19 protein-coding genes are annotated in these 20,703 nt (G+C 67.6%); 18 read left to right on the top strand and 1 reads right to left on the bottom strand.

All coding sequences use genetic code 11. The features are described from left to right. Positions 1–47 precede the first annotated feature (47 nt). From ribD to hisF, 8 genes are all read left to right on the top strand, one after another. A complete protein-coding gene (gene ribD, locus ACV095_RS12230; RefSeq protein WP_478223451.1) occupies positions 48–1,187 on the top strand; it encodes a bifunctional diaminohydroxyphosphoribosylaminopyrimidine deaminase/5-amino-6-(5-phosphoribosylamino)uracil reductase RibD in 1,140 nt (379 codons plus the stop codon). Continuing rightward, the gene (locus ACV095_RS12225; protein WP_478221988.1) at positions 1,187–1,849 is read left to right on the top strand and encodes a riboflavin synthase; all 663 of its coding nucleotides are present in this window, start codon (positions 1,187–1,189) and stop codon (positions 1,847–1,849) included. Before ribD ends, ACV095_RS12225 begins: the two co-directional genes overlap by 1 nt. Continuing rightward, a complete protein-coding gene (gene ribB / locus ACV095_RS12220; RefSeq protein ID WP_082581848.1) occupies positions 1,846–2,595 on the top strand; it encodes a 3,4-dihydroxy-2-butanone-4-phosphate synthase in 750 nt (249 codons plus the stop codon). The genes ACV095_RS12225 and ribB overlap by 4 nt, the downstream gene beginning before the upstream one ends. Continuing rightward, a complete protein-coding gene (gene ribA, locus ACV095_RS12215; RefSeq protein ID WP_018770775.1) occupies positions 2,592–3,326 on the top strand; it encodes a GTP cyclohydrolase II in 735 nt (244 codons plus the stop codon). The genes ribB and ribA overlap by 4 nt, the downstream gene beginning before the upstream one ends. Before the next feature lie 15 nt (positions 3,327–3,341). Beyond that, positions 3,342–3,830 (top strand): 6,7-dimethyl-8-ribityllumazine synthase, encoded by a 489-nt coding sequence (gene ribH, locus ACV095_RS12210; RefSeq protein ID WP_018770776.1) that lies wholly within the window; start codon positions 3,342–3,344, stop codon positions 3,828–3,830. 123 nt (positions 3,831–3,953) lie between these two features. After that, positions 3,954–4,217, top strand: a complete 264-nt coding sequence (locus ACV095_RS12205) for a phosphoribosyl-ATP diphosphatase (RefSeq protein ID WP_009358176.1) — start codon at positions 3,954–3,956, stop codon at positions 4,215–4,217. Positions 4,218–4,302: 85 nt separating this feature from the next. After that, entirely contained in the window at positions 4,303–5,163 is an 861-nt protein-coding gene (gene hisG / locus ACV095_RS12200; RefSeq protein ID WP_018770777.1) for an ATP phosphoribosyltransferase, read from the top strand. Between the two features lie 41 nt (positions 5,164–5,204). Continuing rightward, positions 5,205–5,981 carry an imidazole glycerol phosphate synthase subunit HisF gene (gene hisF, locus ACV095_RS12195; RefSeq protein WP_018770778.1) on the top strand — a complete coding sequence of 259 codons (777 nt, stop codon included), beginning with the start codon at positions 5,205–5,207 and terminating at the stop codon, positions 5,979–5,981. 66 nt (positions 5,982–6,047) lie between these two features. Here hisF and ACV095_RS12190 read toward each other — a convergent pair whose 3' ends face one another. Continuing rightward, positions 6,048–6,692 (bottom strand): TIGR03085 family metal-binding protein, encoded by a 645-nt coding sequence (locus tag ACV095_RS12190; RefSeq protein WP_018770779.1) that lies wholly within the window; start codon positions 6,690–6,692, stop codon positions 6,048–6,050. A 112-nt stretch (positions 6,693–6,804) separates the two neighbouring features. On the opposite strand from ACV095_RS12190, the gene hisI reads away from it, so the two are divergent. The 10 genes from hisI (at position 6,805) to ACV095_RS12140 (ending at position 20,635) form a co-directional block, all read left to right on the top strand. Beyond that, positions 6,805–7,257 carry a phosphoribosyl-AMP cyclohydrolase gene (hisI, locus tag ACV095_RS12185; protein WP_478221987.1) on the top strand — a complete coding sequence of 151 codons (453 nt, stop codon included), beginning with the start codon at positions 6,805–6,807 and terminating at the stop codon, positions 7,255–7,257. 110 nt (positions 7,258–7,367) lie between these two features. Further along, entirely contained in the window at positions 7,368–8,930 is a 1,563-nt protein-coding gene (locus tag ACV095_RS12180) for an anthranilate synthase component I (protein ID WP_018770782.1), read from the top strand. After that, the gene (locus tag ACV095_RS12175) at positions 8,930–9,634 is read left to right on the top strand and encodes a Trp biosynthesis-associated membrane protein (protein ID WP_478221986.1); all 705 of its coding nucleotides are present in this window, start codon (positions 8,930–8,932) and stop codon (positions 9,632–9,634) included. The genes ACV095_RS12180 and ACV095_RS12175 overlap by 1 nt, the downstream gene beginning before the upstream one ends. Positions 9,635–9,738: 104 nt before the next feature. Beyond that, complete coding sequence (locus ACV095_RS12170; protein ID WP_018770784.1) at positions 9,739–10,026, top strand: HGxxPAAW family protein; 288 nt, start codon at positions 9,739–9,741, stop codon at positions 10,024–10,026. Further along, the gene (trpC, locus tag ACV095_RS12165) at positions 10,026–10,847 is read left to right on the top strand and encodes an indole-3-glycerol phosphate synthase TrpC (protein WP_478221985.1); all 822 of its coding nucleotides are present in this window, start codon (positions 10,026–10,028) and stop codon (positions 10,845–10,847) included. The genes ACV095_RS12170 and trpC overlap by 1 nt, the downstream gene beginning before the upstream one ends. Before the next feature lie 126 nt (positions 10,848–10,973). After that, positions 10,974–12,293, top strand: a complete 1,320-nt coding sequence (gene trpB / locus ACV095_RS12160; protein ID WP_478221984.1) for a tryptophan synthase subunit beta — start codon at positions 10,974–10,976, stop codon at positions 12,291–12,293. 11 nt (positions 12,294–12,304) lie between these two features. Next, positions 12,305–13,138, top strand: a complete 834-nt coding sequence (gene trpA / locus ACV095_RS12155; RefSeq protein WP_144600022.1) for a tryptophan synthase subunit alpha — start codon at positions 12,305–12,307, stop codon at positions 13,136–13,138. Positions 13,139–13,141: 3 nt separating this feature from the next. Beyond that, on the top strand, positions 13,142–14,308 hold the full coding sequence (gene lgt / locus ACV095_RS12150) for a prolipoprotein diacylglyceryl transferase (RefSeq protein WP_478221983.1): 1,167 nt from the start codon (positions 13,142–13,144) through the stop codon (positions 14,306–14,308). 263 nt (positions 14,309–14,571) lie between these two features. Beyond that, a complete protein-coding gene (gene gltB, locus ACV095_RS12145) occupies positions 14,572–19,185 on the top strand; it encodes a glutamate synthase large subunit (protein ID WP_056393676.1) in 4,614 nt (1,537 codons plus the stop codon). After that, a complete protein-coding gene (locus tag ACV095_RS12140; protein ID WP_056393678.1) occupies positions 19,178–20,635 on the top strand; it encodes a glutamate synthase subunit beta in 1,458 nt (485 codons plus the stop codon). Before gltB ends, ACV095_RS12140 begins: the two co-directional genes overlap by 8 nt. Positions 20,636–20,703: the final 68 nt, after the last annotated feature.

The raw sequence follows: 20,703 nt of genomic DNA, 5'->3' as shown, positions 1-20,703 counted from the left end.
AATACTGCCGCCTCCAAGGCAGGCACCCCATCCGTCCCGGCCGCCGCATGACGGGCCCGGTGGAACTGAAGCCCGCGGCCGGGGTGGTCACCGCCTTCAGCGCCGACGAAACCCGCGCCATGGAGCACGCCCTGCAGGCAGCCCTGCAGGGTCCGCGCGGAGCGAATCCCCTGGTGGGCGCCGTCGTCGTCGGTCCTGACGGGCGCCAACTTGTCACCGGCTACCACCGCGGCGCCGGCACCGCGCATGCCGAAGCGGACGCAATCGCCCAGGCCGCCGCCGTCGGCCTTGATCTGTCCGGCTGCACCATGGTGGTCACGCTGGAGCCCTGCGACCACGTGGGCCGCACCGGGCCGTGCACGCAGGCGATCATCGACGCCGGCATCACGGACGTGGTGTACGCCGTCGACGACCCCCATGACCCGGCGGCCGGTGGCGCAGCAACACTGCGGGCGGCCGGCGTCCGGGTCCGCAGTGGCCTCGGCGCCGACGAGTCCCTGGACCTGAACCGCCAGTGGTTTGAGGCAGTCGCCGCCAAGCGCCCGTTCGTCACCCTCCACATCGCCCAGACCCTGGACGCCCGGATAGCAGCCGAAGACGGCACCAGCCAATGGATCTCCAGCCCTGAGTCGCTGGCAGACAACCACGGAATCCGCGGCCGCATCGACGCCATCCTGGTGGGCACCCAGACCGTGCTGGTGGACAACCCCCGCCTGACCGCCCGGGAACCCTCCGGAGACCCCGCACCCAAACAGCCGGTACGGGCCGTCATGGGACTGCGCGGAATTCCGGACGACGCCGCGATCCACGGCGATGACGGCCTGGCTGTCCACCTCCCCACCCGGAACCCCCGCGAAGCGTTGACCCTGCTGTACAAAGCCGGGATCCGGCATGTGATGGTGGAAGGCGGCTCACGGATCCTCAGCTCCTTCCTCTCTGCCGGCCTGGTAGACGAACTCATCGTCTACCTTGCCCCCACCCTGCTGGGATCCGGCACCCCCGCCCTGAACGGGCTGGGCATCACCAGCCTCCCGGACGCCCAGCAATGGGAATGGGACGAGGCCGACGGCGGCGCCGTCCGGAAGCTCGGCCGGGACCTCAGGCTTCACCTCAGACCGCAACGGAAAGTTGCACTCGACCACCCACCAACCCGCGGCAGCGCGGAAGAAGCCCAGGGAGGCTACTGATGTTCACCGGAATTATTGCCGAGCAGGGGCAGGTGCTGTCCGTCGAGCGTGACGGTAACACCAGCGCCACCGTGCGGCTGCACGCCCCCGGCTCCACCGAAGGCCTGGCACTTGGCGGCTCCATTGCCGTGAACGGGGTCTGCCTCACGGCAACCGCCATCGACGGCAAGGAGTTCAGCGTGGACGTCATGGGGGAGACCCTGGTCCGGAGCACCATCGGCGAACTCGCAGCCGGCGATTCGGTCAACCTGGAGCGCTGTGTTCCCGCGGGCGGCCGGCTGGACGGACACGTGGTCCAGGGCCACGTGGACGGCGTGGGGGTCCTGCTGGAACGCGAACCCCAGGGCAACTGGGAGCGGCTGCGTTTTGGCGTCCCCGCCAACCTGGCCCGCTACATTGCCGAGAAAGGCTCCATCGCCATCGACGGCGTCTCCCTCACCGTGACGGCCGTCAGCCCGGCTTCGGAGCAGGAACCCTGGTTCGAGGTAGGCCTGATCCCCACCACGCTGGCAGAAACGGGCCTGGGGACCAAAACCACCGGCAGCCGGGTGAACCTGGAGGTCGACGTGCTGGCAAAGTACACCGAGCGGCTGCTGGCCTTCCGCGACGCGGATGCAGCAACCGGTACCGGTGGCGCCGCGGTTGCAGGAGGTGCATGGTGAACGCCGCCGTACGCCTGGAACCCGCCGCATCCGCGGAGGCTGTCACTGTGACCGACGGACGGACGTCCGCGCCTGCCGTGGGACTGGACTCCATTGAGGACGCAGTCCGGGCCATGGCCGCCGGCCGGCCCGTGCTCGTCGTCGACAACGAGGACCGCGAAAACGAAGGCGACATCATCTTCGCCGCCCAGCACGCCACGCCCGCCCTGATGGGCTGGACCATCCGGTACAGCTCCGGCGTCATTTGCGTGCCGCTGACCGGAGACCGCGCGGATGCGCTGGCACTGCCTCCCATGACGGCGGTCAACGAGGACGCCAAAGGCACGGCCTACACGGTGTCCTGTGACGCCGCCACCGGCGTCAGCACCGGAATCTCCGCCACGGACCGGGCCCTGACCGCCCGGATTCTGGCCGACCCGCACGCCGGTCCTGCATCCGTGACCCGCCCGGGGCATATTTTCCCGCTCCGCGCGGTTGACGGTGGAGTGCGGGAACGCCAGGGCCACACCGAGGCCGCGGTGGATCTGTGCCGCCTTGCAGGCCTGGAGCCTGTCGGGGTGATCGCGGAAGTGGTGTATGACGACGGTGAAATGATGCGCCTGGACGGGCTCCGTTCGTTCGCAGCTGAACATGGATGCCCCCTGATCTCCATCGAGGACCTGGTGGCGTATCTTGAAGCCGGGGCCGGGGGAACCCAGCGTGAGGATGTCCGGGTAACGCCGGGCGAAGAGAAGGAGAAGCGATGACGGCAGCGGCAGCCAGCGACGACAGCCACCAGAACGGCCACCGGAAACACCACACGGTGTCCGGCGCAGCGCCCCATCCCGTCAGCGGAGGGCCGGTTGTACAGTTGCCCACGGCCTTCGGCGAGTTCGTGGCACAGGCATGGACGGACCTGGTGACGGGTGTGGAACACCTCGCCGTCAGTTCCCCCAACGCTCCCACTGACGGTAAAGCACCACTGGTGCGGCTGCACTCCGAGTGCCTCACCGGCGACGTCTTCGGTTCCTACCGCTGCGACTGCGGCGAACAACTTGCCTTCGCGCTGGAACTGATCCGGGACAACGGCGGCACGCTGCTCTACCTGCGCGGCCAGGAAGGCCGCGGCATTGGCCTGGCCAACAAGATCAAGGCCTACGCCCTGCAGGAGGCCGGCTTCGACACCGTTGAGGCGAACGAGCAGCTGGGCCTCCCCGTTGACGCCCGGTGCTACAAGGCCGCAGCCCAGATCCTGGCCGAAATGGGCCTGCATGAGGTGCGGCTGCTGAGCAACAACCCGGACAAGCAGAACAGGCTGGCCAAGGCGGGCGTGAAGGTCGTGGAAATGGTGCCTACGGAGGTGCCGTCCCGCGAACAGAACATCCGCTACCTGCGCACCAAGAAGGACCGCATGGAACACCGGCTGCTGCTGGACACCGGGGTGGCTCCCGTGCCCGTGCCCGCCCCTGAAACCCCCTTCGACCACGAACAAGACTGAACGGAACAAGAACCCATGAGTGGACACGGCGCCCCCGACATCGACCTCAGCACCCTCAACCCGGCCGAGACGTCGCAGCTGAAACTGGCCATCATCGCAGCAAGCTGGCACACACAGATCATGGACGGGCTCCTGGACGGCGCACTCCGGGCCGCCAAGGACGCCGGCATCGCGGAGCCCACGGTGCTGCGGGTTCCCGGCAGCTTCGAGCTCCCGGTTGCCGCAGCGCGGCTGGCACCGCACTTTGACGCCGTTGTTGCCCTCGGCGTCGTAATCCGCGGCGGAACCCCGCACTTTGACTACGTCTGCCAGGCCGCGACGTCGGGCCTCACCGACGTCAGCGTGTCCACGGGCGTGCCGGTGGGCTTCGGCGTGCTCACCTGCGACAACGAACAGCAGGGGCTGGACCGGGCAGGCCTGCCCGGCTCCAAGGAAGACAAGGGCCATGAGGCCGTGACAGCTGCGCTGGCTACCGCCGTCGTCCTCAAGCAGTACCGGAGCTAGGCGCAGCACCGGACCCGGCGTCAGGTTGTTGCACGGGCGCGGTGTGTGTATTCGCTCACATCGCGCCCGTCATGCAACGGCCCGGGAAGCGCCGCTGCGGCTGCACCAAGTAGGCTGGAGGGCGTGAAGAATTTCGAGACGCTGTTCGCTGAGCTCAGCGAGAAGGCAGCCACCCGCCCGGAAGGCTCCCGCACCGTCGCTGAATTGGAGTCCGGTGTTCACGGCATCGGCAAAAAAGTCGTTGAGGAAGCAGCCGAAGTGTGGATGGCTGCCGAATATGAATCCGATGAAGCCGCGGCCGAGGAAATCTCCCAGCTGCTGTACCACCTGCAGGTTCTGATGCTCGCCAAAGGCCTGACCCTGGAAGACGTCTACAAGCATCTGTAGCCACCGGTCCGGCGCACTGCCGCCGGGCCCGCCGTGGCCTGCACTGCCTGAAAACCCAGACCTTCCACCCCAGAAAGAATTTCCCATGCTGCGAGTAGCCGTCCCCAACAAGGGCTCCCTGTCCGAAGCCGCCTCCGCCATGCTCTCCGAAGCCGGATACCGCCAGCGCCGCGACACACGCGAACTGGTCATGGTGGACCCTGACAACGAGATCGAGTTCTTCTTCCTCCGCCCCCGCGATATTGCGGTCTATGTCGGCCAGGGAACACTCGACGTCGGCATCACCGGACGCGACCTGCTCCTGGACGCCGGCGTGGAAGCCGAAGAGCTGCTGCCGCTGGGTTTCGCCGGCTCCACCTTCCGTTTTGCCGGACCCGTCGGCGACTTCAGCAAGGTGGAGGAACTCGAGGGCAAGCGCCTGGCCACCAGCTACGACGGACTGCTGCGCAACTACCTGGCCGAACGCGGCATCAACGCCAAGGTGGTCCGGCTGGATGGCGCGGTTGAATCCTCGGTCCGCCTGGGCGTCGCCGACGCCATCGCCGACGTCGTGGAAACCGGCAACACCCTCAAGGCCGCCGGCATGGAAATCTTCGGCGACCCCATCCTCAAATCCGAGGCCGTCCTGATCCGCCGCACCGGCAACGGGGGCGCCGCCAACGGCACCGCCAAGGAAATCGACGTCCTCATCCGCCGGCTCCAGGGCGTCCTGGTGGCACGCCAGTACGTGCTGATGGACTACGACATCCGCAAGGAACTCGTGGAGAAGGCGGCCGGCCTGACGCCTGGCCTCGAATCGCCCACGGTCTCGCCGCTGCGCGACTCCGACTGGGTGGCCGTCCGGTCCATGGTTCCCAAGAAGGAAACCAACCGCATCATGGATGAACTGTACGACCTCGGCGCCCGCGCCATCCTGGTCAGCAGCATCCACGCCTGCCGCATCTGAGCCGGCCCCGCAGCAACCAACACAGACTCCAGGAGTACCCCATGGCAGTAGCAGTACGCGTCATTCCCTGCCTCGACGTCGACGCCGGACGCGTCGTCAAGGGCGTCAACTTCGAGGGCCTGCGCGATGCCGGCGACCCCGTGGAACTCGCCCACCGCTACGACAACGCCGGCGCCGACGAACTGACCTTCCTTGACGTCACAGCTTCCTCGGGCAACCGCGAGACCACGTTCGACGTTGTCCGCCGCACGGCCGAAGAAGTATTCATCCCGCTGACGGTGGGCGGCGGCGTCCGCGGCGTGGCGGAAGTGGACAAGCTCCTGCGCTACGGCGCCGACAAGGCCTCCATCAACACCGCGGCCGTGGCCCGGCCCGACGTCATCGACGAAATCACCCGGCACTTCGGTTCCCAGGTGCTCGTCCTGTCCGTTGACGCCCGCCGCACCCGCCCGGGGTCCCAGCCCACGCCGTCGGGATTCGAAGTGACCACCCACGGCGGCCGCACCGGCACCGGCATCGACGCCATTGAGTGGGCCAGGGAAGCGGCTGACCGCGGGGTGGGGGAGATCCTGCTGAACTCCATCGACGCCGACGGCACCAAGGACGGGTTCGACCTCGAACTCATCAAGCTGGTCCGGGCTGCCGTCAGGGTCCCGATCATCGCGTCCGGCGGTGCCGGAGAGCCCGCACACTTCCCGCCGGCCGTCGCAGCCGGCGCGGACGCCGTCCTGGCGGCTTCGATTTTCCACTGGGGACCGGACAACATGATGTCCCAGGTCAAGGAAGCGATCCGGGAAGCCGGCTTCGAAGTCCGCTGACCCGACTGACTCGCATTTGTTGTCGTTATGAACGCCCATAACGACAACAACTGCGACCCAGTTGGGTCAGAGGCCTACTTCGGCTGACTGGAGGAGGGCGACGGCGTCGGGCTGGCCTTCGAAGGTGACCAGCGCGTGGCGTGTCCGGCCGTGGGCGTGCATCAGCAGTTCGCCCGGCTCGCCGACGATCGCCACCGAAACGGGGGCGCGCTTGGCAACATGCCGCGGACCGGACGGACGGACCAGGACAATGCCCAGGTCCACGCCGCGGTAGAGGATGGCGGCACGCTTGACCAGTTCGTCCCACAGTGCGTCAGAGTACGCTTCATCAAGTGCCCTGGGCGCCCACCGGTCCACGGCCCGCCGGACATCCTCGGTGTGCACGAAGTATTCGATCAGGTTGGAACTTTCGTCCAGTGCCTTGATCTTCATCGGCGACAGCGCCGGTGGACCGGCGCGGAAGGTGTTGACCAGCCGGGCGTAGTCCTCGTTGGTGGTCAGCTTGGCTGCCAGCTTGGCGGTTGCCTGGTCCGAGGCCTTGGCCAGGCGCTTGATGATCAAACCGAGCCCGACGGCGGCCTTCCGCTCGCGCAGGTAAAGGTGCGCGGCAAGGTCCCTGGTACGCCAGCCCTTGCACAGTGTGGGCGCATCAGGGCCGGCCGCAAGCAGGGTTTCGGCCAGGACTTCTCGGGACGGTTCGACGAAATGCATCACTTGGAAAACTAGCACGACAGGCGCGGAGTTGGGCAGCAGCGCCGGGGCAGGTGGCGTGCCGTTGTTCACAACAGGAGGACGGGCACGCGAAGGCACTAGACTTGACCCGATGTCTGAGCAGCCAACCCCCGTCCCCACCGCAGGATCCGCCGTGTCCCAGTCTGTGGCATCCGTGCCGCCGTCGTCCGGGGAATCCGTCCCGGCCAGCCCGCTGCCCATGGAGGTAGCCGCGGCACTCAAGCGCGACGCCGCCGGCCTGGTGGCCGCGGTGGTGCAGCAGTACGACACCAACGAAGTCCTCATGCTTGGCTGGATGGACGACGAGGCGCTGCACCGCACCATGACCACCGGCCGGGTGACCTTCTACTCCCGCTCACGGCAGGAGTACTGGCGCAAGGGTGATACCTCGGGGCATGTGCAATGGGTCAAATCCGTGGCCATGGACTGCGACGGCGACGCACTGCTGGTGCGCGTGGACCAGGTGGGCGCGGCCTGCCACACGGGCACCCGCACCTGCTTCGACGGCAGGGACCTCGACGTGGTGGCAGGCCACGCAGGCTAGGCGGACACGCTGCCCGGCCGGGTTTCCTCCACACCCCGGCCACCCCAGCAAGCACACCAAGGCGCCCGGCAATGCCGGCCCTTTCGAAGAACAGGCGGACAAGCATAACCATGCAGGACCTTGGAACCATCAGCCCGAGCCTCGAGGAATTCCGGGAACTTGCCGGCCACAGCCGCGTCATTCCCGTCCGGCTCAAGGTCCTCGCCGACGCCGAAACCCCCATCGGGCTGTACCGGAAGCTGGCGCAGGGTCAGCCCGGCACCTTCCTGATGGAATCGGCAGCGGTGGGCGGAGCCTGGTCCCGGTACTCCTTCATCGGCGCCAAGTCCCGTGCCACCCTGACCACCAAGGACGGCCAGGCGCACTGGCTGGGCCAGCCGCCCGCGGGCGTGCCGGTCAGCGGCAGTCCGGTGGACGCCATCCGCGACACCGTGGAGGCGCTGCGCACCGACCGTTTCGAAGGGCTGCCGCCCTTTACCTCCGGGCTGGTGGGCTTCCTCGGCTGGGAAACCGTCCGGCACTGGGAACGGCTGGTCAGCCCGCCCGAGGATGACCTGCAGCTGCCGGAAATGGCCCTGAACCTGGTCACCGACATGGCCGTGCATGACAACGTGGACGGTACGGTCCTGCTCATCGCCAACGCCATCAACTTCGACAACAGCTCCGAACGCGTTGACGAGGCCTGGCACGACGCCGTGCGCCGGGTCAAGGAACTCCTGGCCAAAATCAGCACCCCGGTGGTGCAGCCGGTCTCCGTCCTGACGCCGGCGGCCCTGGACTTTGCCTCCAGCGTCCAGGAACGCTGGGACGAGGCTGAATACCTTGCGGCGCTGGACCGCGGCAAGGAAGCGATCGTGGACGGCGAGGTCTTCCAGGTGGTGATTTCGCGCCGGTTCGAGATGGAGTGCAAGGCGTCCGCGCTGGACGTCTACAGGGTCCTGCGCAACACCAACCCCAGCCCGTACATGTACATCTTCAGCCTGGCCGACGCCGAGGGCCGCGAGTACTCGATCGTCGGCTCCTCGCCCGAAGCCTTGGTCACGGTCACCGGCGAGGAAGTCATCACCCACCCCATCGCCGGCTCGCGTCCGCGCGGCAAGACGGTCGAGGCGGACAAGGCCCTGGCCGAGGAACTGCTCGCCGACCAAAAGGAACGTGCCGAACACCTGATGCTGGTGGACCTCTCCCGCAACGACCTCTCCAAGGTCTGCGTGGCGGGAACGGTGGACGTCACCCAGTTCATGGAGGTGGAGCGCTTCAGCCACATCATGCACCTGGTGTCCACCGTGGTGGGCCGTTTGGCTCCGCAGGCCAAAGCCTATGACGTGCTGAAGGCCACCTTCCCGGCCGGCACCCTCTCCGGCGCACCCAAGCCCCGTGCCCTGCGGCTGCTGGACGAGCTGGAACCGCACCGCCGCGGCATCTATGGCGGCGTGGTGGGCTACCTCGACTTCGCCGGCGACATGGATATGGCTATCGCCATCAGGTCCGCCCTGATCCGGGAAGGACGCGCCTACGTCCAGGCAGGGGGTGGCATCGTGGCAGACTCCGTGAACCCCACCGAGGCCCTGGAAACGGTCAACAAGGCCGCCGCTCCGTTGCGCGCCGTGCACACGGCCGGATCGCTGCACAACATTTCCGCGGAATCCCTTCCCGACGGGTCGGTTTCCTGATGCCGGACTCCGGCATGGCGGCAGGCCGCCCCGAAGAGGCGGCCAAGGCAGGACAGGCGGATACGGCGGCCAAGGCCGGCAAAGCCCGCAAGACCCGGGCCGTGCCGGTCTGGGCGCGCAAGTCCACCCTGGTCATGCTGATTACCCTCCTGGCGCTGGCCGCCTTCGGCACCACCACCCAGACCTGGATGACCGCCACCCTGGACCCCAACCAGGTGGGACAGGCCGGAGCCGCCCAAAGCACCATCCAGGTGCAGGGCAGCAAGGCCGCCACCACGGTGACGGCCCTGGCCCTGGTGGCCCTGGCAGGCGGGCTCGCAGCGGCCATCGCCGGCAGGATCGCCCGGTGGGCGATCACGGCCATCATCGTCCTTGCCTCCGCAGGCGTGGTGACGGCGGCGGCCACCGTCCTGGCCGATCCGCTCGCCGCGGCGCAAGGGTCCATTGCGGCAGCCACCGGCGTCTCCGGCAGCCAGGCGCACGTGGACGTTACCCCGTTCCCGCTGCTCGCCGTCGTCGCGGGCTGCCTTCTCGCCCTGTCAGCCCTGCTGATCCTGCCCGCCTCCCGTTACTGGAAGACGCGCACCAAATATGACGCGGCCGGAGCGGCAGCACCCACGGCCGCCGGCGCCACGGCGGTGGCCGGCCCCGTGGACGAGATCGACAGCTGGGACCGGCTTTCCCGGGGCGAGGACCCCACCTAAGACCGGCGGACGCCGGCGCCGGCAGGGGCGGCAGGCCCTGCGGTACGCGGGCGGCAGCCAAAAAATGGCAGAATGTAAGCAGTATCCATCCTGAGGAGATTTCCATGAGCAAAGCACCTGCGTCCGTTTCCAAGTCAGGCACCCGCACCGTTGCCCCCGGCGCCATTGACCACAGCCAGGAACTGGGCCACGGCAACAGCCCGGCCGCGTGGACCTGCGTCATCGTCATGCTCGTCGGCGCGCTCATCGCAGCCATCGCCTTCGTCATCGCCAGCACCCCCATCTTCATCGGCGGCGCCGTTGTCATGGTCGTCGGACTGATCCTCGGATACGTCATGCGCAAGGCAGGCTACGGCGTCGAAGGCAGCAAGCTGAAGAACTCCGGCCACTGATGGCGACTGTTCTCGACGACATCAACGCCGGTGTCAGGGAGGATATGGAGGCCAGGAAACGGCTCGTTTCCCTGGCCGAGCTGAAGGACCTGGCCCAGGCCGCGGCACCTGCCCGTGACGCGTGGGCAGCCCTCGGCGGCACCTCCCGAACCCGGGAACAGCTGAAAGTCATTGCCGAAATCAAACGCCGCAGCCCCTCCAAGGGCGATCTCGCCAGCATCGGGGATCCGGCGTCGCTCGCCCGGCAGTACGCCGACGGCGGTGCCTCCGTCATCAGCGTCCTCACCGAACAGCGCCGCTTCAACGGGTCCCTGGCCGACCTCGACGCCGTGCGCGCCGCCGTCGACATCCCGCTGCTGCGGAAGGACTTCACGCTCGACGAGTACCAGATCTGGGAGGCCCGTGCCCACGGCGCCGACCTCATCCTGCTCATCGTGGCTGCCCTCTCGGACGCCCAGCTGGCCGAATTCAGCGCCCTCAGCCGGGACCTGGGCATGAACGTGCTCGTGGAGACCCACACGGAAGAGGAAATCGAGCGGGCCGTGGCCGCCAACGCGCGGATCATCGGCGTCAACGTGCGCAACCTCAAAACGCTCGACGTCGACCGTTCCGTCTTTGCCGCACTGGCGGGGCTGATTCCGGCCGAGGCCGTGGTGGTTGCCGAATCCGGCGTCCGCGACGCCGCCGACGTCACGCACTACGCCGGCAGCGGCGCCAACGCCATACTGGTGGGCGAGGCACTGGTAAGCCACGCCACGCCCCGGGAACGCATCGCAGAGTTCACTGCCGCAGGTGCCGCCGCCATCGCCGCCCGCGGCTGACGAAACGCACCAAACCGTCGTCCTGCGGACCCGTGGCACGCCGGCCCGCAGGACAGCACACCAGTCCGGCCGCCACCGCCGGAACAGCAACTTTTTGACCAACCACCACCGAACAGGACAGGACTGATGGCTGACGCACCCTCAGGAAACGCTGACAACAACACCGCGGAAGCATTCCTGCAGGGCGGATCCCTCCGCCACGCCCCGGGGCCGTACTTCGGAAACTACGGCGGGCGATGGATGCCCGAGTCCCTCATCGCCGCCTTGGACGAACTTGAAGAGACCTTCAACAAGGCCAAGGACGATCCCGACTTCCGTGCGCAGATCGCTGACCTGAACAAGAACTACTCCGGCCGGCCGTCCCTCCTGACCGAAGCCAAGCGGTTCTCCCGGCACGCCGGGGGAGTGCGCATCTTCCTCAAGCGCGAAGACCTCAACCACACGGGTTCGCACAAGATCAACAACGTCCTTGGCCAGGCGCTGCTCGCCAAGCGCATGGGCAAGACGCGCGTCATCGCCGAGACCGGCGCAGGCCAGCACGGCGTGGCAAGCGCTACCGCTGCCGCCCTGATGGGCCTGGAGTGCGTGGTGTACATGGGCGCCGAGGACTGCCGCCGCCAGGCGCTTAACGTCGCCCGCATGGAACTCCTGGGCGCCAAGGTGATTCCCGTCACCAGCGGATCCCAGACCCTCAAGGACGCCATCAACGAGGCCCTCCGGGACTGGGTGGCCAACGTTGGCAACACCCACTACCTGTTGGGCACCGCTGCCGGAGCCCACCCGTTCCCGGCCATGGTCCGTTACTTCCACGAGGTCATCGGCGAGGAAGCCCGCGCCCAGATCCTGGAGCAGGAGGGCCGCCTCCCGGACGCCGTCTGCGCCTGCATCGGCGGCGGCTCGAACGCCATCGGCATCTTCCACGGGTTCCTGGATGATCCCTCCGTGAAGATCTACGGCTTCGAGGCCGGCGGCGACGGCGTCGAAACCGGCCGGCACGCCGCCACCATCACCCTGGGCAAGCCCGGCGTGCTGCACGGCGCACGCTCCTACCTGATGCAGGACGACGACGGCCAGACGATCGAGTCGCACTCCATCTCCGCCGGCCTGGACTACCCCGGCGTGGGACCCGAGCACTCCTACCTGGCCGACATCGGACGGGTCAGCTACGAGCCCATCACGGACAGCGAAGCCATGGAGGCCTTCCGCCTCCTGTGCCGCACCGAGGGCATCATCCCCGCCATCGAGTCCTCGCACGCGCTGGCCGGAGCCATCAAGGTGGGACAGCGGCTTGCTGCCGAAGACCCGGCGGCCGCGGCCGAAAAGATCGTCATCGTCAACCTGTCCGGACGCGGAGACAAGGACGTGGCCACCGCCGCCGAATGGTTTGACCTGTTGGACAAGAATTCCGCCGAATCCGAGATCGGCAAAGAGGGGGAGCAGCTGTGAGCAGTGCAGAAATGGCCAACCGGGCAGAGATGACCAGCAAGTCGGCAGCAGCCATCGACAGGGCGCGCTCCCAGGGACGCTCCGCCCTCATCGGCTACCTCCCCGCCGGCTACCCCAGTGTGGAGGACACCATCGCCGCAGGCATTGCCCTGGCGGAAAACGGCGCGGACCTGATCGAGATCGGCATTCCCTACTCGGACCCCGTCATGGATGGCCAGGTCATCCAGGCCGCCACCACCGAGGCATTGGCCAAGGGCTTCCACGTCAGCCAGGTGTTCGACGTCGTGGCCGGCATCACCAGCAGGACCGACGCCGCCGTCCTGGTCATGACGTACTGGAACCCGGTGGTCCGGATGGGCGTGGATGAGTTCTCGCGCCGGCTGGCCGAAGCCGGGGGAGCCGGGCTGATCACCCCGGACCTGATTCCGGACGAGGCCGCCGAGTGGATGGAAGCCTCGGACAAGTACGGCCTGGACCGTGTGTTCCTCGTGGCGCCGTCCTCCACCGCGGAGCGCATGCAGCGGACCGTGGATGCCAGCCGTGGATTCGTGTACGCCGTCTCCATCATGGGCGTCACCGGTGCCCGCACCTCCGTCAGCACCGCAGCCAAGGACGTTGTGGCGGCGGCGCACGGCGCCGGCGCCGAGCGCGTCTGCGTCGGGCTGGGCGTCTCCACCGCGGACCAGGTCCGCGAAATCGCCGCCTACGCCGAAGGCGTCATCGTGGGCACCGCCCTGGTGGCGGCCCTCCGCGACGGGGGAGTGGATGCCGTCGCCGCCCTCACCAAGGACCTGAGCACCGGCCTGGCGCCTGAACCGGGCCTGGCGCAGGAAGCCGGGGCCTAGGACATGCAGCCACTCCTTCAGGCAGCCGCGCTGGTACCTACGATGGTGCCGGCCAGCATCCCCAGCCCGGACTGGTCCGGCTTCGACATTCCCCTGCCTTGGGGCAGCCTCCGGATCCACGCCTACGCGCTGTGCATCCTCGCGGGGATCGTCGCGGGGCTCTGGCTCACATCCGTCCGCTGGGCCAGGCGCGGCGCCCCTGAAGGCAGCGTCTGGGACATCGTCATCTGGGCCATCCCCTTCGGCATCATTGGAGGCCGGCTCTACCACGTGGTGTCATCACCGGACGCTTACTTCGGCCCGGGGTTCGACGGCACCGGAGACCTCTCGCTGATCCCGCAGATCCAGCGCGGCGGGCTGGGAATCTGGGGCGCCGTGGTCCTTGGGGCCCTTGGCGCCTGGATCGGCTGCCGCCGCAGCGGAGTGAAGCTGAGCGCATTCGCCGACGCAGCGGCCCCGGGCCTGCTCCTGGCCCAGGCCATAGGCCGGTGGGGCAACTACTTCAACCAGGAACTTTTCGGCGGTCCCACCACGCTGCCGTGGGGCCTGCAGGTGGACGCCGACAACCCCAACTTCCCCGCCGGCATGCCCGCGGACACCCTCTTCCACCCCACGTTCCTCTACGAGTCCCTGTGGAACCTGGCCGGCGTCCTGATCCTGCTGGCCCTGGACCGGCGCTTCAACTTCCGCCGGAGCCGGCTTTTCTGGCTGTACGCCATGTACTACACCCTGGGCCGGGTCTGGATCGAGGCAATGCGCATCGACGACGCCGAACAGATCACCATCTTCGGCATCACCACCAGGCTCAACGTGTGGACCAGCATCTTCGTGTTCCTGGCGGCCCTGGTCGCCTTCATCCTGTTGGGCCTCAAAAGCCGGACGGCCCCGGACACCGTGTACCTTCCGGGGCACGGAGCGGAGGAAACCGTGGAACCGGGAACCGATTCCGTGGCCAGTCATGAAGTCCGTGATCCGGACGATGTTGTCTCAGATAGTGATTCGCGTGGTAATCTCCCTGATAACCACAGCGGTTCCAGGCATGCTTCCGATCCCACGGAAGAAGCCGCGGCGGCACCGGCGGGCTCAAAGCCCGGAACGGATGCAACGGCTGCCGGACACTCCGGCAGCACAGCCACAGGACCCGCACCGGAGGCCGGCACCGGCAAGTAGGGCGCCGGCCAGGCAGGGCAGCAGAGCCACCGCTCGAAGCGCCCGAAAACCACAATGTCGTGGCATGGGGCACCGTCCGCCCAGCATGGATTTGCTGGCTGATGATGCCTCGGGCAGGGGCCTGCGTAACCGTTAGTTCAGCAGGCTGCGCTGACCTACAATTTCCAGTAATCAACACTTTGTTGTGCCCACCGCAGCGGCGCCGACGAGTGGGGCCAACGGTGTCCCTTCCATACGCACGATCAGGAGGAAGGACGTCTCCCATGACCCAAACTCTTCACACTCCCAGCTGGTCCGAACCGGACCAGCCTGAGACTGCAATGTCGCCGTTCAAGCGCTTCGCAGCCATGCCGGAGGCCGCCGGGCTCTACAACCCGGAACAGGAGAAGGACGCCTGCGGACTCGCGATCATCGCGACCCTGCGCGGCGAACCCGGGTATGACATTGTCGACGCCGCCCTGACCGCCCTGCGCAACCTGGAGCACCGCGGTGCCGTGGGTGCTGACGAGGGCACGGGCGACGGCGCGGGCCTGCTCATGCAGATCCCCGACGAGTTCTTCCGTGCGGTCACCGAGTTCGAGCTGCCCGCACCGGGCCAGTACGTCGCCGGTACCGCGTTCCTGCCTGCCGAGCAGCGCGAGGCCGACGCCGCCAAGGCAGGTATCGAGGGCCTGGCCGCCGATGAGGGCCTGAAGGTCCTCGGCTGGCGTGAAGTGCCGGTGGTCGCCGACCTCGTGGGCGCCATGGCCCGCGCCTGCATGCCCTACTTCTCCCAGCCCTTCCTGGCATCCGCCAACGGCGAGGAGCTGGACCGCAACGAGCTCGACTCGCGCGCCTGGCGCATCCGCAAGCGTGCCCAGAACAAGTTCGGTGTGTACTTCCCCTCGCTGTCCTCGCGCACCATCGTCTATAAGGGCATGCTCACCACCGCCCAGCTGGAGCCGTTCTACCCGGACCTTTCGGACAAGCGGTTCAAGACCAAGCTGGCGATCGTGCACTCACGCTTCTCCACGAACACCTTCCCGTCCTGGCCGCTCGCCCAGCCGTTCCGGACCATTGCCCACAACGGTGAGATCAACACCGTCAAGGGCAACCGGAACTGGATGCGCGCCCGCCAGTCCCAGCTCGCCAACCCGCTGCTGGGCGACTCGCCGGAAGAGCTGTACCCCATCTGCACCCCCGGCGCCTCCGACTCCGCCTCGTTCGACGAGGTAGCGGAGCTGCTGTGGCTGTCCGGCCGGCCCATCACGCACTCGATCATGATGATGATCCCCGAGGCCTGGGAAAACCACGCCACCATGGATCCGGCCCGCCGCGCCTTCTACGAGTACCACTCCCTGCTGATGGAACCGTGGGACGGCCCCGCCGCCGTGTCCTTTACCGACGGCAACCTGGTGGGCGCAACCCTTGACCGCAACGGCCTGCGCCCCGGACGATTCTGGATCACCGAAGACGGCCTGATCGTCTTCGCCTCCGAGGTGGGCGTGATCGACGTCGAACCCTCCAAGGTGGTCAAGAAGGGCCGGGTGTCCCCGGGCAAGATGTTCCTGGTGGACACCGAGGCCGGCCGCATCATCGATGACGAAGAGGTCAAAGCCGAAGTTGCCGCGGCCAACCCGTGGGCGGAGTGGGTCAAGGACAACCTGATCGACCTCAACGACCTGCCCGAGCGTGAGCACGTGGTGCACACTGCCGCGTCCGTGAACATCCGCCAGCGCACCTTCGGCTACACCACCGAGGAACTGAAGATCCTGCTCGGCCCGATGGCCCGTACCGGCGCCGAGCCGCTGGGCGCCATGGGTTCCGACACCCCCGTGGCCGTGCTGTCCAAGCGCCCCCGCCTGCTCTTCGACTACTTCGTCCAGTCCTTCGCGCAGGTCACCAACCCGCCGCTGGACGCCATCCGCGAGGAACTGGTCACGTCCCTGACCTGCGCCATCGGACCCAACGGCAACCTGCTGGACACCAAGCAGGTCCGCCAGCCCCAGGTCCAGCTGCCCTTCCCGGTGATCAACAACGACCAGCTCGCCAAGATCGCCAACATCGAGGACGCGGACGGCAATCGCGTGGCCATGAAGGTCCGCGGCCTGTACCGGCCCGAAGGCGGCGAGAACGCGCTCCGCGCCCGGCTCACCGAGATCTGCGAGCAGGTCTCCGGTGCCATCAACCGCGGCGTGCAGTACATCGTGCTGTCCGACCGTGACTCCAACGCCCAGTGGGCACCCATCCCGTCGCTGCTGCTGGTCAGCGCCGTGCACCATCACCTGCTGCGCAGCGCCAACCGCACCAAGACTGCCCTGGTGGTCGAGGCCGGCGATGTCCGCGAAACGCACCACGTGGCCGTGCTCATTGGTTACGGCGCGTCCGCCGTCAACCCGTACCTGGCGATGGAATCCGTGGAGCAGCTGATCGCTGCCGGCGACGTCACCGGTGTGACCCCGCAGGACGGCGTCTACAACCTGATCAAGGGCCTGGGCAAGGGCGTCCTGAAGATCATGTCCAAGATGGGCATCTCCACCGTGGCGTCCTACACCGGCGCCCAGACCTTCGAAGCCCTTGGCCTGGGCCAGGACCTGGTGGACGAGTTCTTTGCCGGCACGCACTCCCAGCTGGGCGGCGTGGGCCTGGACGTGATCGCGGCCGAAGTGTCCGCACGCCACCAGATGGCCTACCCCGAGGGCGGCATCGAGCAGCCGCACCGCCCCCTGCTGGGCGGCGGCGAGTACCAGTGGCGCCGTGACGGCGAACCGCACCTGTTCAACCCGGAGACCGTGTTCCGGCTGCAGCACGCCACGCGTGAGCGCCGCTACGACATCTTCAAGGCCTACACCAAGGGCGTGGACGACCAGTCCACCAACCTGATGACCCTCCGCGGCCTGCTCAAGTTCAAGAACGACCGCCCGTCCGTGCCCCTTGAGGAAGTGGAGCCGGTCTCCAGCATCGTCAAGCGGTTCTCCACGGGAGCGATGAGCTACGGCTCCATCTCGCAGGAGGCCCACGAGACGCTGGCCATCGCCATGAACCAGCTGGGCGGCAAGTCCAACACCGGTGAAGGCGGCGAGGACGTGGATCGCCTGCTCGATCCCAAGCGCCGCTCTGCGGTCAAGCAGATCGCGTCCGGCCGTTTCGGCGTGACCAGCCTCTACCTGACCAACGCGGACGACATCCAGATCAAGATGGCCCAGGGTGCCAAGCCCGGCGAAGGCGGCCAGCTGATGGCGCAGAAGGTCTACCCCTGGGTGGCCCGGACACGGCACTCAACCCCCGGCGTGGGGCTGATCTCCCCGCCTCCGCACCACGACATCTACTCGATCGAGGACCTCGCGCAGCTCATCTACGATGCCAAGCGCGCCAACCCCTCGGCGAGGGTCCACGTGAAGCTGGTCTCGGAAGTCGGGATCGGCACCGTGGCGTCCGGCGTGACCAAGGCCAAGGCCGACGTCGTACTCGTTTCCGGGCACGACGGCGGTACCGGCGCCTCACCGCTGAACTCGCTCAAGCACGCCGGTGTCCCGTGGGAGCTCGGCCTGGCCGAAACCCAGCAGACGCTGATGCTCAACGGACTGCGCGACCGCGTGGTGGTGCAGGTGGATGGCCAGCTCAAGACCGGCCGCGACGTTGTGATCGCCGCGCTGCTGGGCGGCGAGGAGTTCGGCTTCGCCACCGCTCCGCTGGTGGTGGAAGGCTGCATCATGATGCGCGTCTGCCACCTGGACACCTGCCCCGTGGGTGTGGCCACGCAGAACCCCGAGCTGCGCGCCCGCTTCAGCGGCAAGCCGGAGTTCGTGGTCAACTTCTTCGAGTTCCTTGCCGAGGAAGTCCGCGAGATCCTGGCGGAGCTTGGCTTCCGCAGCCTCGAGGAGGCCATTGGCCACGCAGAGGTCCTGGACGCCCGCGAGGCGATCGACCACTGGAAGGCCGACGGCCTGGACCTGGACCCGATCCTGCACGGCCTGGAGTTCGACGACGACGCGCCGCTGCGCAACATGACCGGCCAGAACCATGAGCTGGACAAGCACTTCGACCAGCGGCTGATCACCATGGCCACGGAAGCGCTGACGGACCGCAGCCCGGTGAAGATCACCGTTGACGTCATCAACACCGACCGTTCGGTGGGCACCATGCTGGGCCACGTGGTCACCAAGACCTTCGGCACGGATGTGCTGGCCACGGACACGATCGACATCACGCTGAACGGCACCGCCGGCCAGTCGTTGGGTGCCTTCCTGCCTGCCGGCATCACCCTGCGGCTCTACGGCGACTCCAACGACTACGTGGGCAAGGGCCTCTCCGGCGGCCGGATCGTCGTCCGCCCGGACCGTACCAACGTGTTCAAGGCGGAGACCAACGTCATCGCCGGCAACGTCATCGGCTACGGCGCCACCAGCGGCGAGATGTTCCTGCGCGGCCAGGTGGGCGAACGCTTCCTGGTCCGCAACTCCGGTGCCACCGCCGTCGTCGAAGGCATTGGCGACCATGGCTGCGAGTACATGACCGGCGGCCAGACGCTGATCATCGGGCGCACCGGCCGCAACTTCGGTGCCGGCATGTCCGGCGGAACCGCCTACGTCCTGGACCTGGACACTGCCAAGGTCAACAAGGACGCCCTGCAGTCCGGCGAACTCCAGCTCCGCGAGCTGGACGCCGAAGACCGCGACATCGTCCACGGCCTGCTGGTCAAGCATGTGGAAGAAACTGACTCCCAGCTGGCGGCGCGTCTCCTCGAGAACTTCGATGACACCGCTGCCCGCATTACCAAGGTGCTGCCGCGCGACTACGCGGCTGTGCTGCAAACCCGTCTCGACGCCATCGAAGAGGGCCTTGACCCCGACGGCGAAGAAGTATGGTCTCGAATCCTGGAGGTGACCGGTGGCTGATCCACGCGGATTTCTGAAAGTACGCCAGCGTGAAACCCAGCCACGCCGTCCTGTTCCCGTCCGCATCATGGACTGGAAAGAGGTCTATGAGGCGCAGGAAAAAGGCACGCTGAAGGCCCAGGCCGGACGCTGCATGGACTGCGGCGTCCCGTTCTGCCACCAGGGCTGCCCGCTGGGCAACCTCATTCCCGAGTGGAACGACCTCATGTGGCGGGACAAGGGTGAGGAAGCGATCGAGCGCCTGCACGCCACGAACAACTTCCCCGAGTTCACCGGACGGCTCTGCCCGGCGCCGTGCGAGGCGTCCTGCGTGCTGGGAATCAACCAGCCCGCGGTCACCATCAAGCAGGTGGAAGTCTCGATCATCGACGAGGCCTGGGACAACGGCTGGGTCAACCCGCTGCCGCCCGCACGCCTGACCGGCAAGACCGTTGCGGTGGTTGGCTCCGGCCCGGCAGGACTCGCCGTCGCCCAGCAGCTCACCCGCGTGGGCCACACGGTTGCCGTCTATGAGCGGGACGACAAGATCGGCGGCCTGCTCCGCTACGGCATCCCCGACTTCAAGATGGAAAAGGAGCAGGTGGACCGCCGCGTCGAGCAGATGAAGGCCGAGGGCACCCGCTTCCGTACCGGCGTCTCCGTGGGGACCGACGTCACCTGGGAGCAGCTGCGCAGGCGCTACGACGCCGTCGTGGTCTGCACCGGCGCCACCGTTCCGCGTGACCTGCCCATCCCGGGCCGCGACCTGGACGGCATCCACTTCGCCATGGACTACCTGGTGCCGGCCAACCGTGCAGTCGCCGGGGAAACCATCGAGAACCAGATCAACGCCCACGGCAAGCATGTTGTCATCCTGGGTGGCGGCGACACCGGTGCTGACTGCCTGGGGACCGCGCACCGGCACGGCGCCGCCTCGGTGACCACCCTGGCGATTGGCAAGCAGCCGCCGTCGGAGCGTGCCAGCCACCAGCCGTGGCCGACGTTCCCCACCCTGTTCGAGGTGGCCAGCGCGCACGAGGAAGGCGGCGAACGCACCTACCTCGCGTCCACGGTCGAGTTCGTTGGCGAGAACGGCAAGCTGACCGGCGTGAAGGTGGCGGAGACCGAGTTCGTTGACGGCAAGCGCCTCCCCAAGGCCGGCACCGAGCGGATCATCCCGGCGGACCTGGTGTTCCTGTCCCTCGGCTTCACCGGTGCCGAGCCTGCCGGCATCACCGAACAGGTGCACGCCGAATTCGACGGCCGCGGCAACGTGGCCCGCGACGGCTACTACATGACCAACACCGAGGGCGTGTTTGTTGCCGGTGACGCCGGCCGCGGGCAGTCCCTGATCGTGTGGGCCATCGCCGAGGGACGTGCCGCCGCTGCCGCCGTTGACAAGTACCTGATGGGAAGCACGATCCTTCCCGCTCCCGTAGCACCGACGGACCGGGCCATCGCCGTCCTCTAGCCGCCGTCCTCTGGCCGCAGTCCCGCAGGATGCATCGAGGGTTCACCTCGCAGACAACTTAACCAATG

The sequence above is a fragment of the Arthrobacter sp. JDC6 genome, from assembly GCF_056484025.1.
Note: the sequence above shows the minus strand (reverse complement) of the source record. Positions and strands in the feature narration are given on the sequence as shown.

Bases quoted from the DNA above. Each gene is read 5' to 3' on its own strand.
- ribD (WP_478223451.1), top strand. From the start codon at position 48: ATGACGGGCCCGGTGGAACTGAAGCCCGCGGCCGGGGTGGTCACCGCC.
- ACV095_RS12225 (WP_478221988.1), top strand. From the start codon at position 1,187: ATGTTCACCGGAATTATTGCCGAGCAGGGGCAGGTGCTGTCCGTCGAG.
- ribA (WP_018770775.1), top strand. From the start codon at position 2,592: ATGACGGCAGCGGCAGCCAGCGACGACAGCCACCAGAACGGCCACCGG.
- ribH (WP_018770776.1), top strand. From the start codon at position 3,342: ATGAGTGGACACGGCGCCCCCGACATCGACCTCAGCACCCTCAACCCG.
- hisG (WP_018770777.1), top strand. From the start codon at position 4,303: ATGCTGCGAGTAGCCGTCCCCAACAAGGGCTCCCTGTCCGAAGCCGCC.
- hisF (WP_018770778.1), top strand. From the start codon at position 5,205: ATGGCAGTAGCAGTACGCGTCATTCCCTGCCTCGACGTCGACGCCGGA.
- ACV095_RS12190 (WP_018770779.1), bottom strand. From the start codon at position 6,692: ATGCATTTCGTCGAACCGTCCCGAGAAGTCCTGGCCGAAACCCTGCTT.
- hisI (WP_478221987.1), top strand. From the start codon at position 6,805: ATGTCTGAGCAGCCAACCCCCGTCCCCACCGCAGGATCCGCCGTGTCC.
- ACV095_RS12180 (WP_018770782.1), top strand. From the start codon at position 7,368: ATGCAGGACCTTGGAACCATCAGCCCGAGCCTCGAGGAATTCCGGGAA.
- ACV095_RS12175 (WP_478221986.1), top strand. From the start codon at position 8,930: ATGCCGGACTCCGGCATGGCGGCAGGCCGCCCCGAAGAGGCGGCCAAG.
- ACV095_RS12170 (WP_018770784.1), top strand. From the start codon at position 9,739: ATGAGCAAAGCACCTGCGTCCGTTTCCAAGTCAGGCACCCGCACCGTT.
- trpC (WP_478221985.1), top strand. From the start codon at position 10,026: ATGGCGACTGTTCTCGACGACATCAACGCCGGTGTCAGGGAGGATATG.
- trpB (WP_478221984.1), top strand. From the start codon at position 10,974: ATGGCTGACGCACCCTCAGGAAACGCTGACAACAACACCGCGGAAGCA.
- trpA (WP_144600022.1), top strand. From the start codon at position 12,305: ATGGCCAACCGGGCAGAGATGACCAGCAAGTCGGCAGCAGCCATCGAC.
- lgt (WP_478221983.1), top strand. From the start codon at position 13,142: ATGCAGCCACTCCTTCAGGCAGCCGCGCTGGTACCTACGATGGTGCCG.
- gltB (WP_056393676.1), top strand. From the start codon at position 14,572: ATGACCCAAACTCTTCACACTCCCAGCTGGTCCGAACCGGACCAGCCT.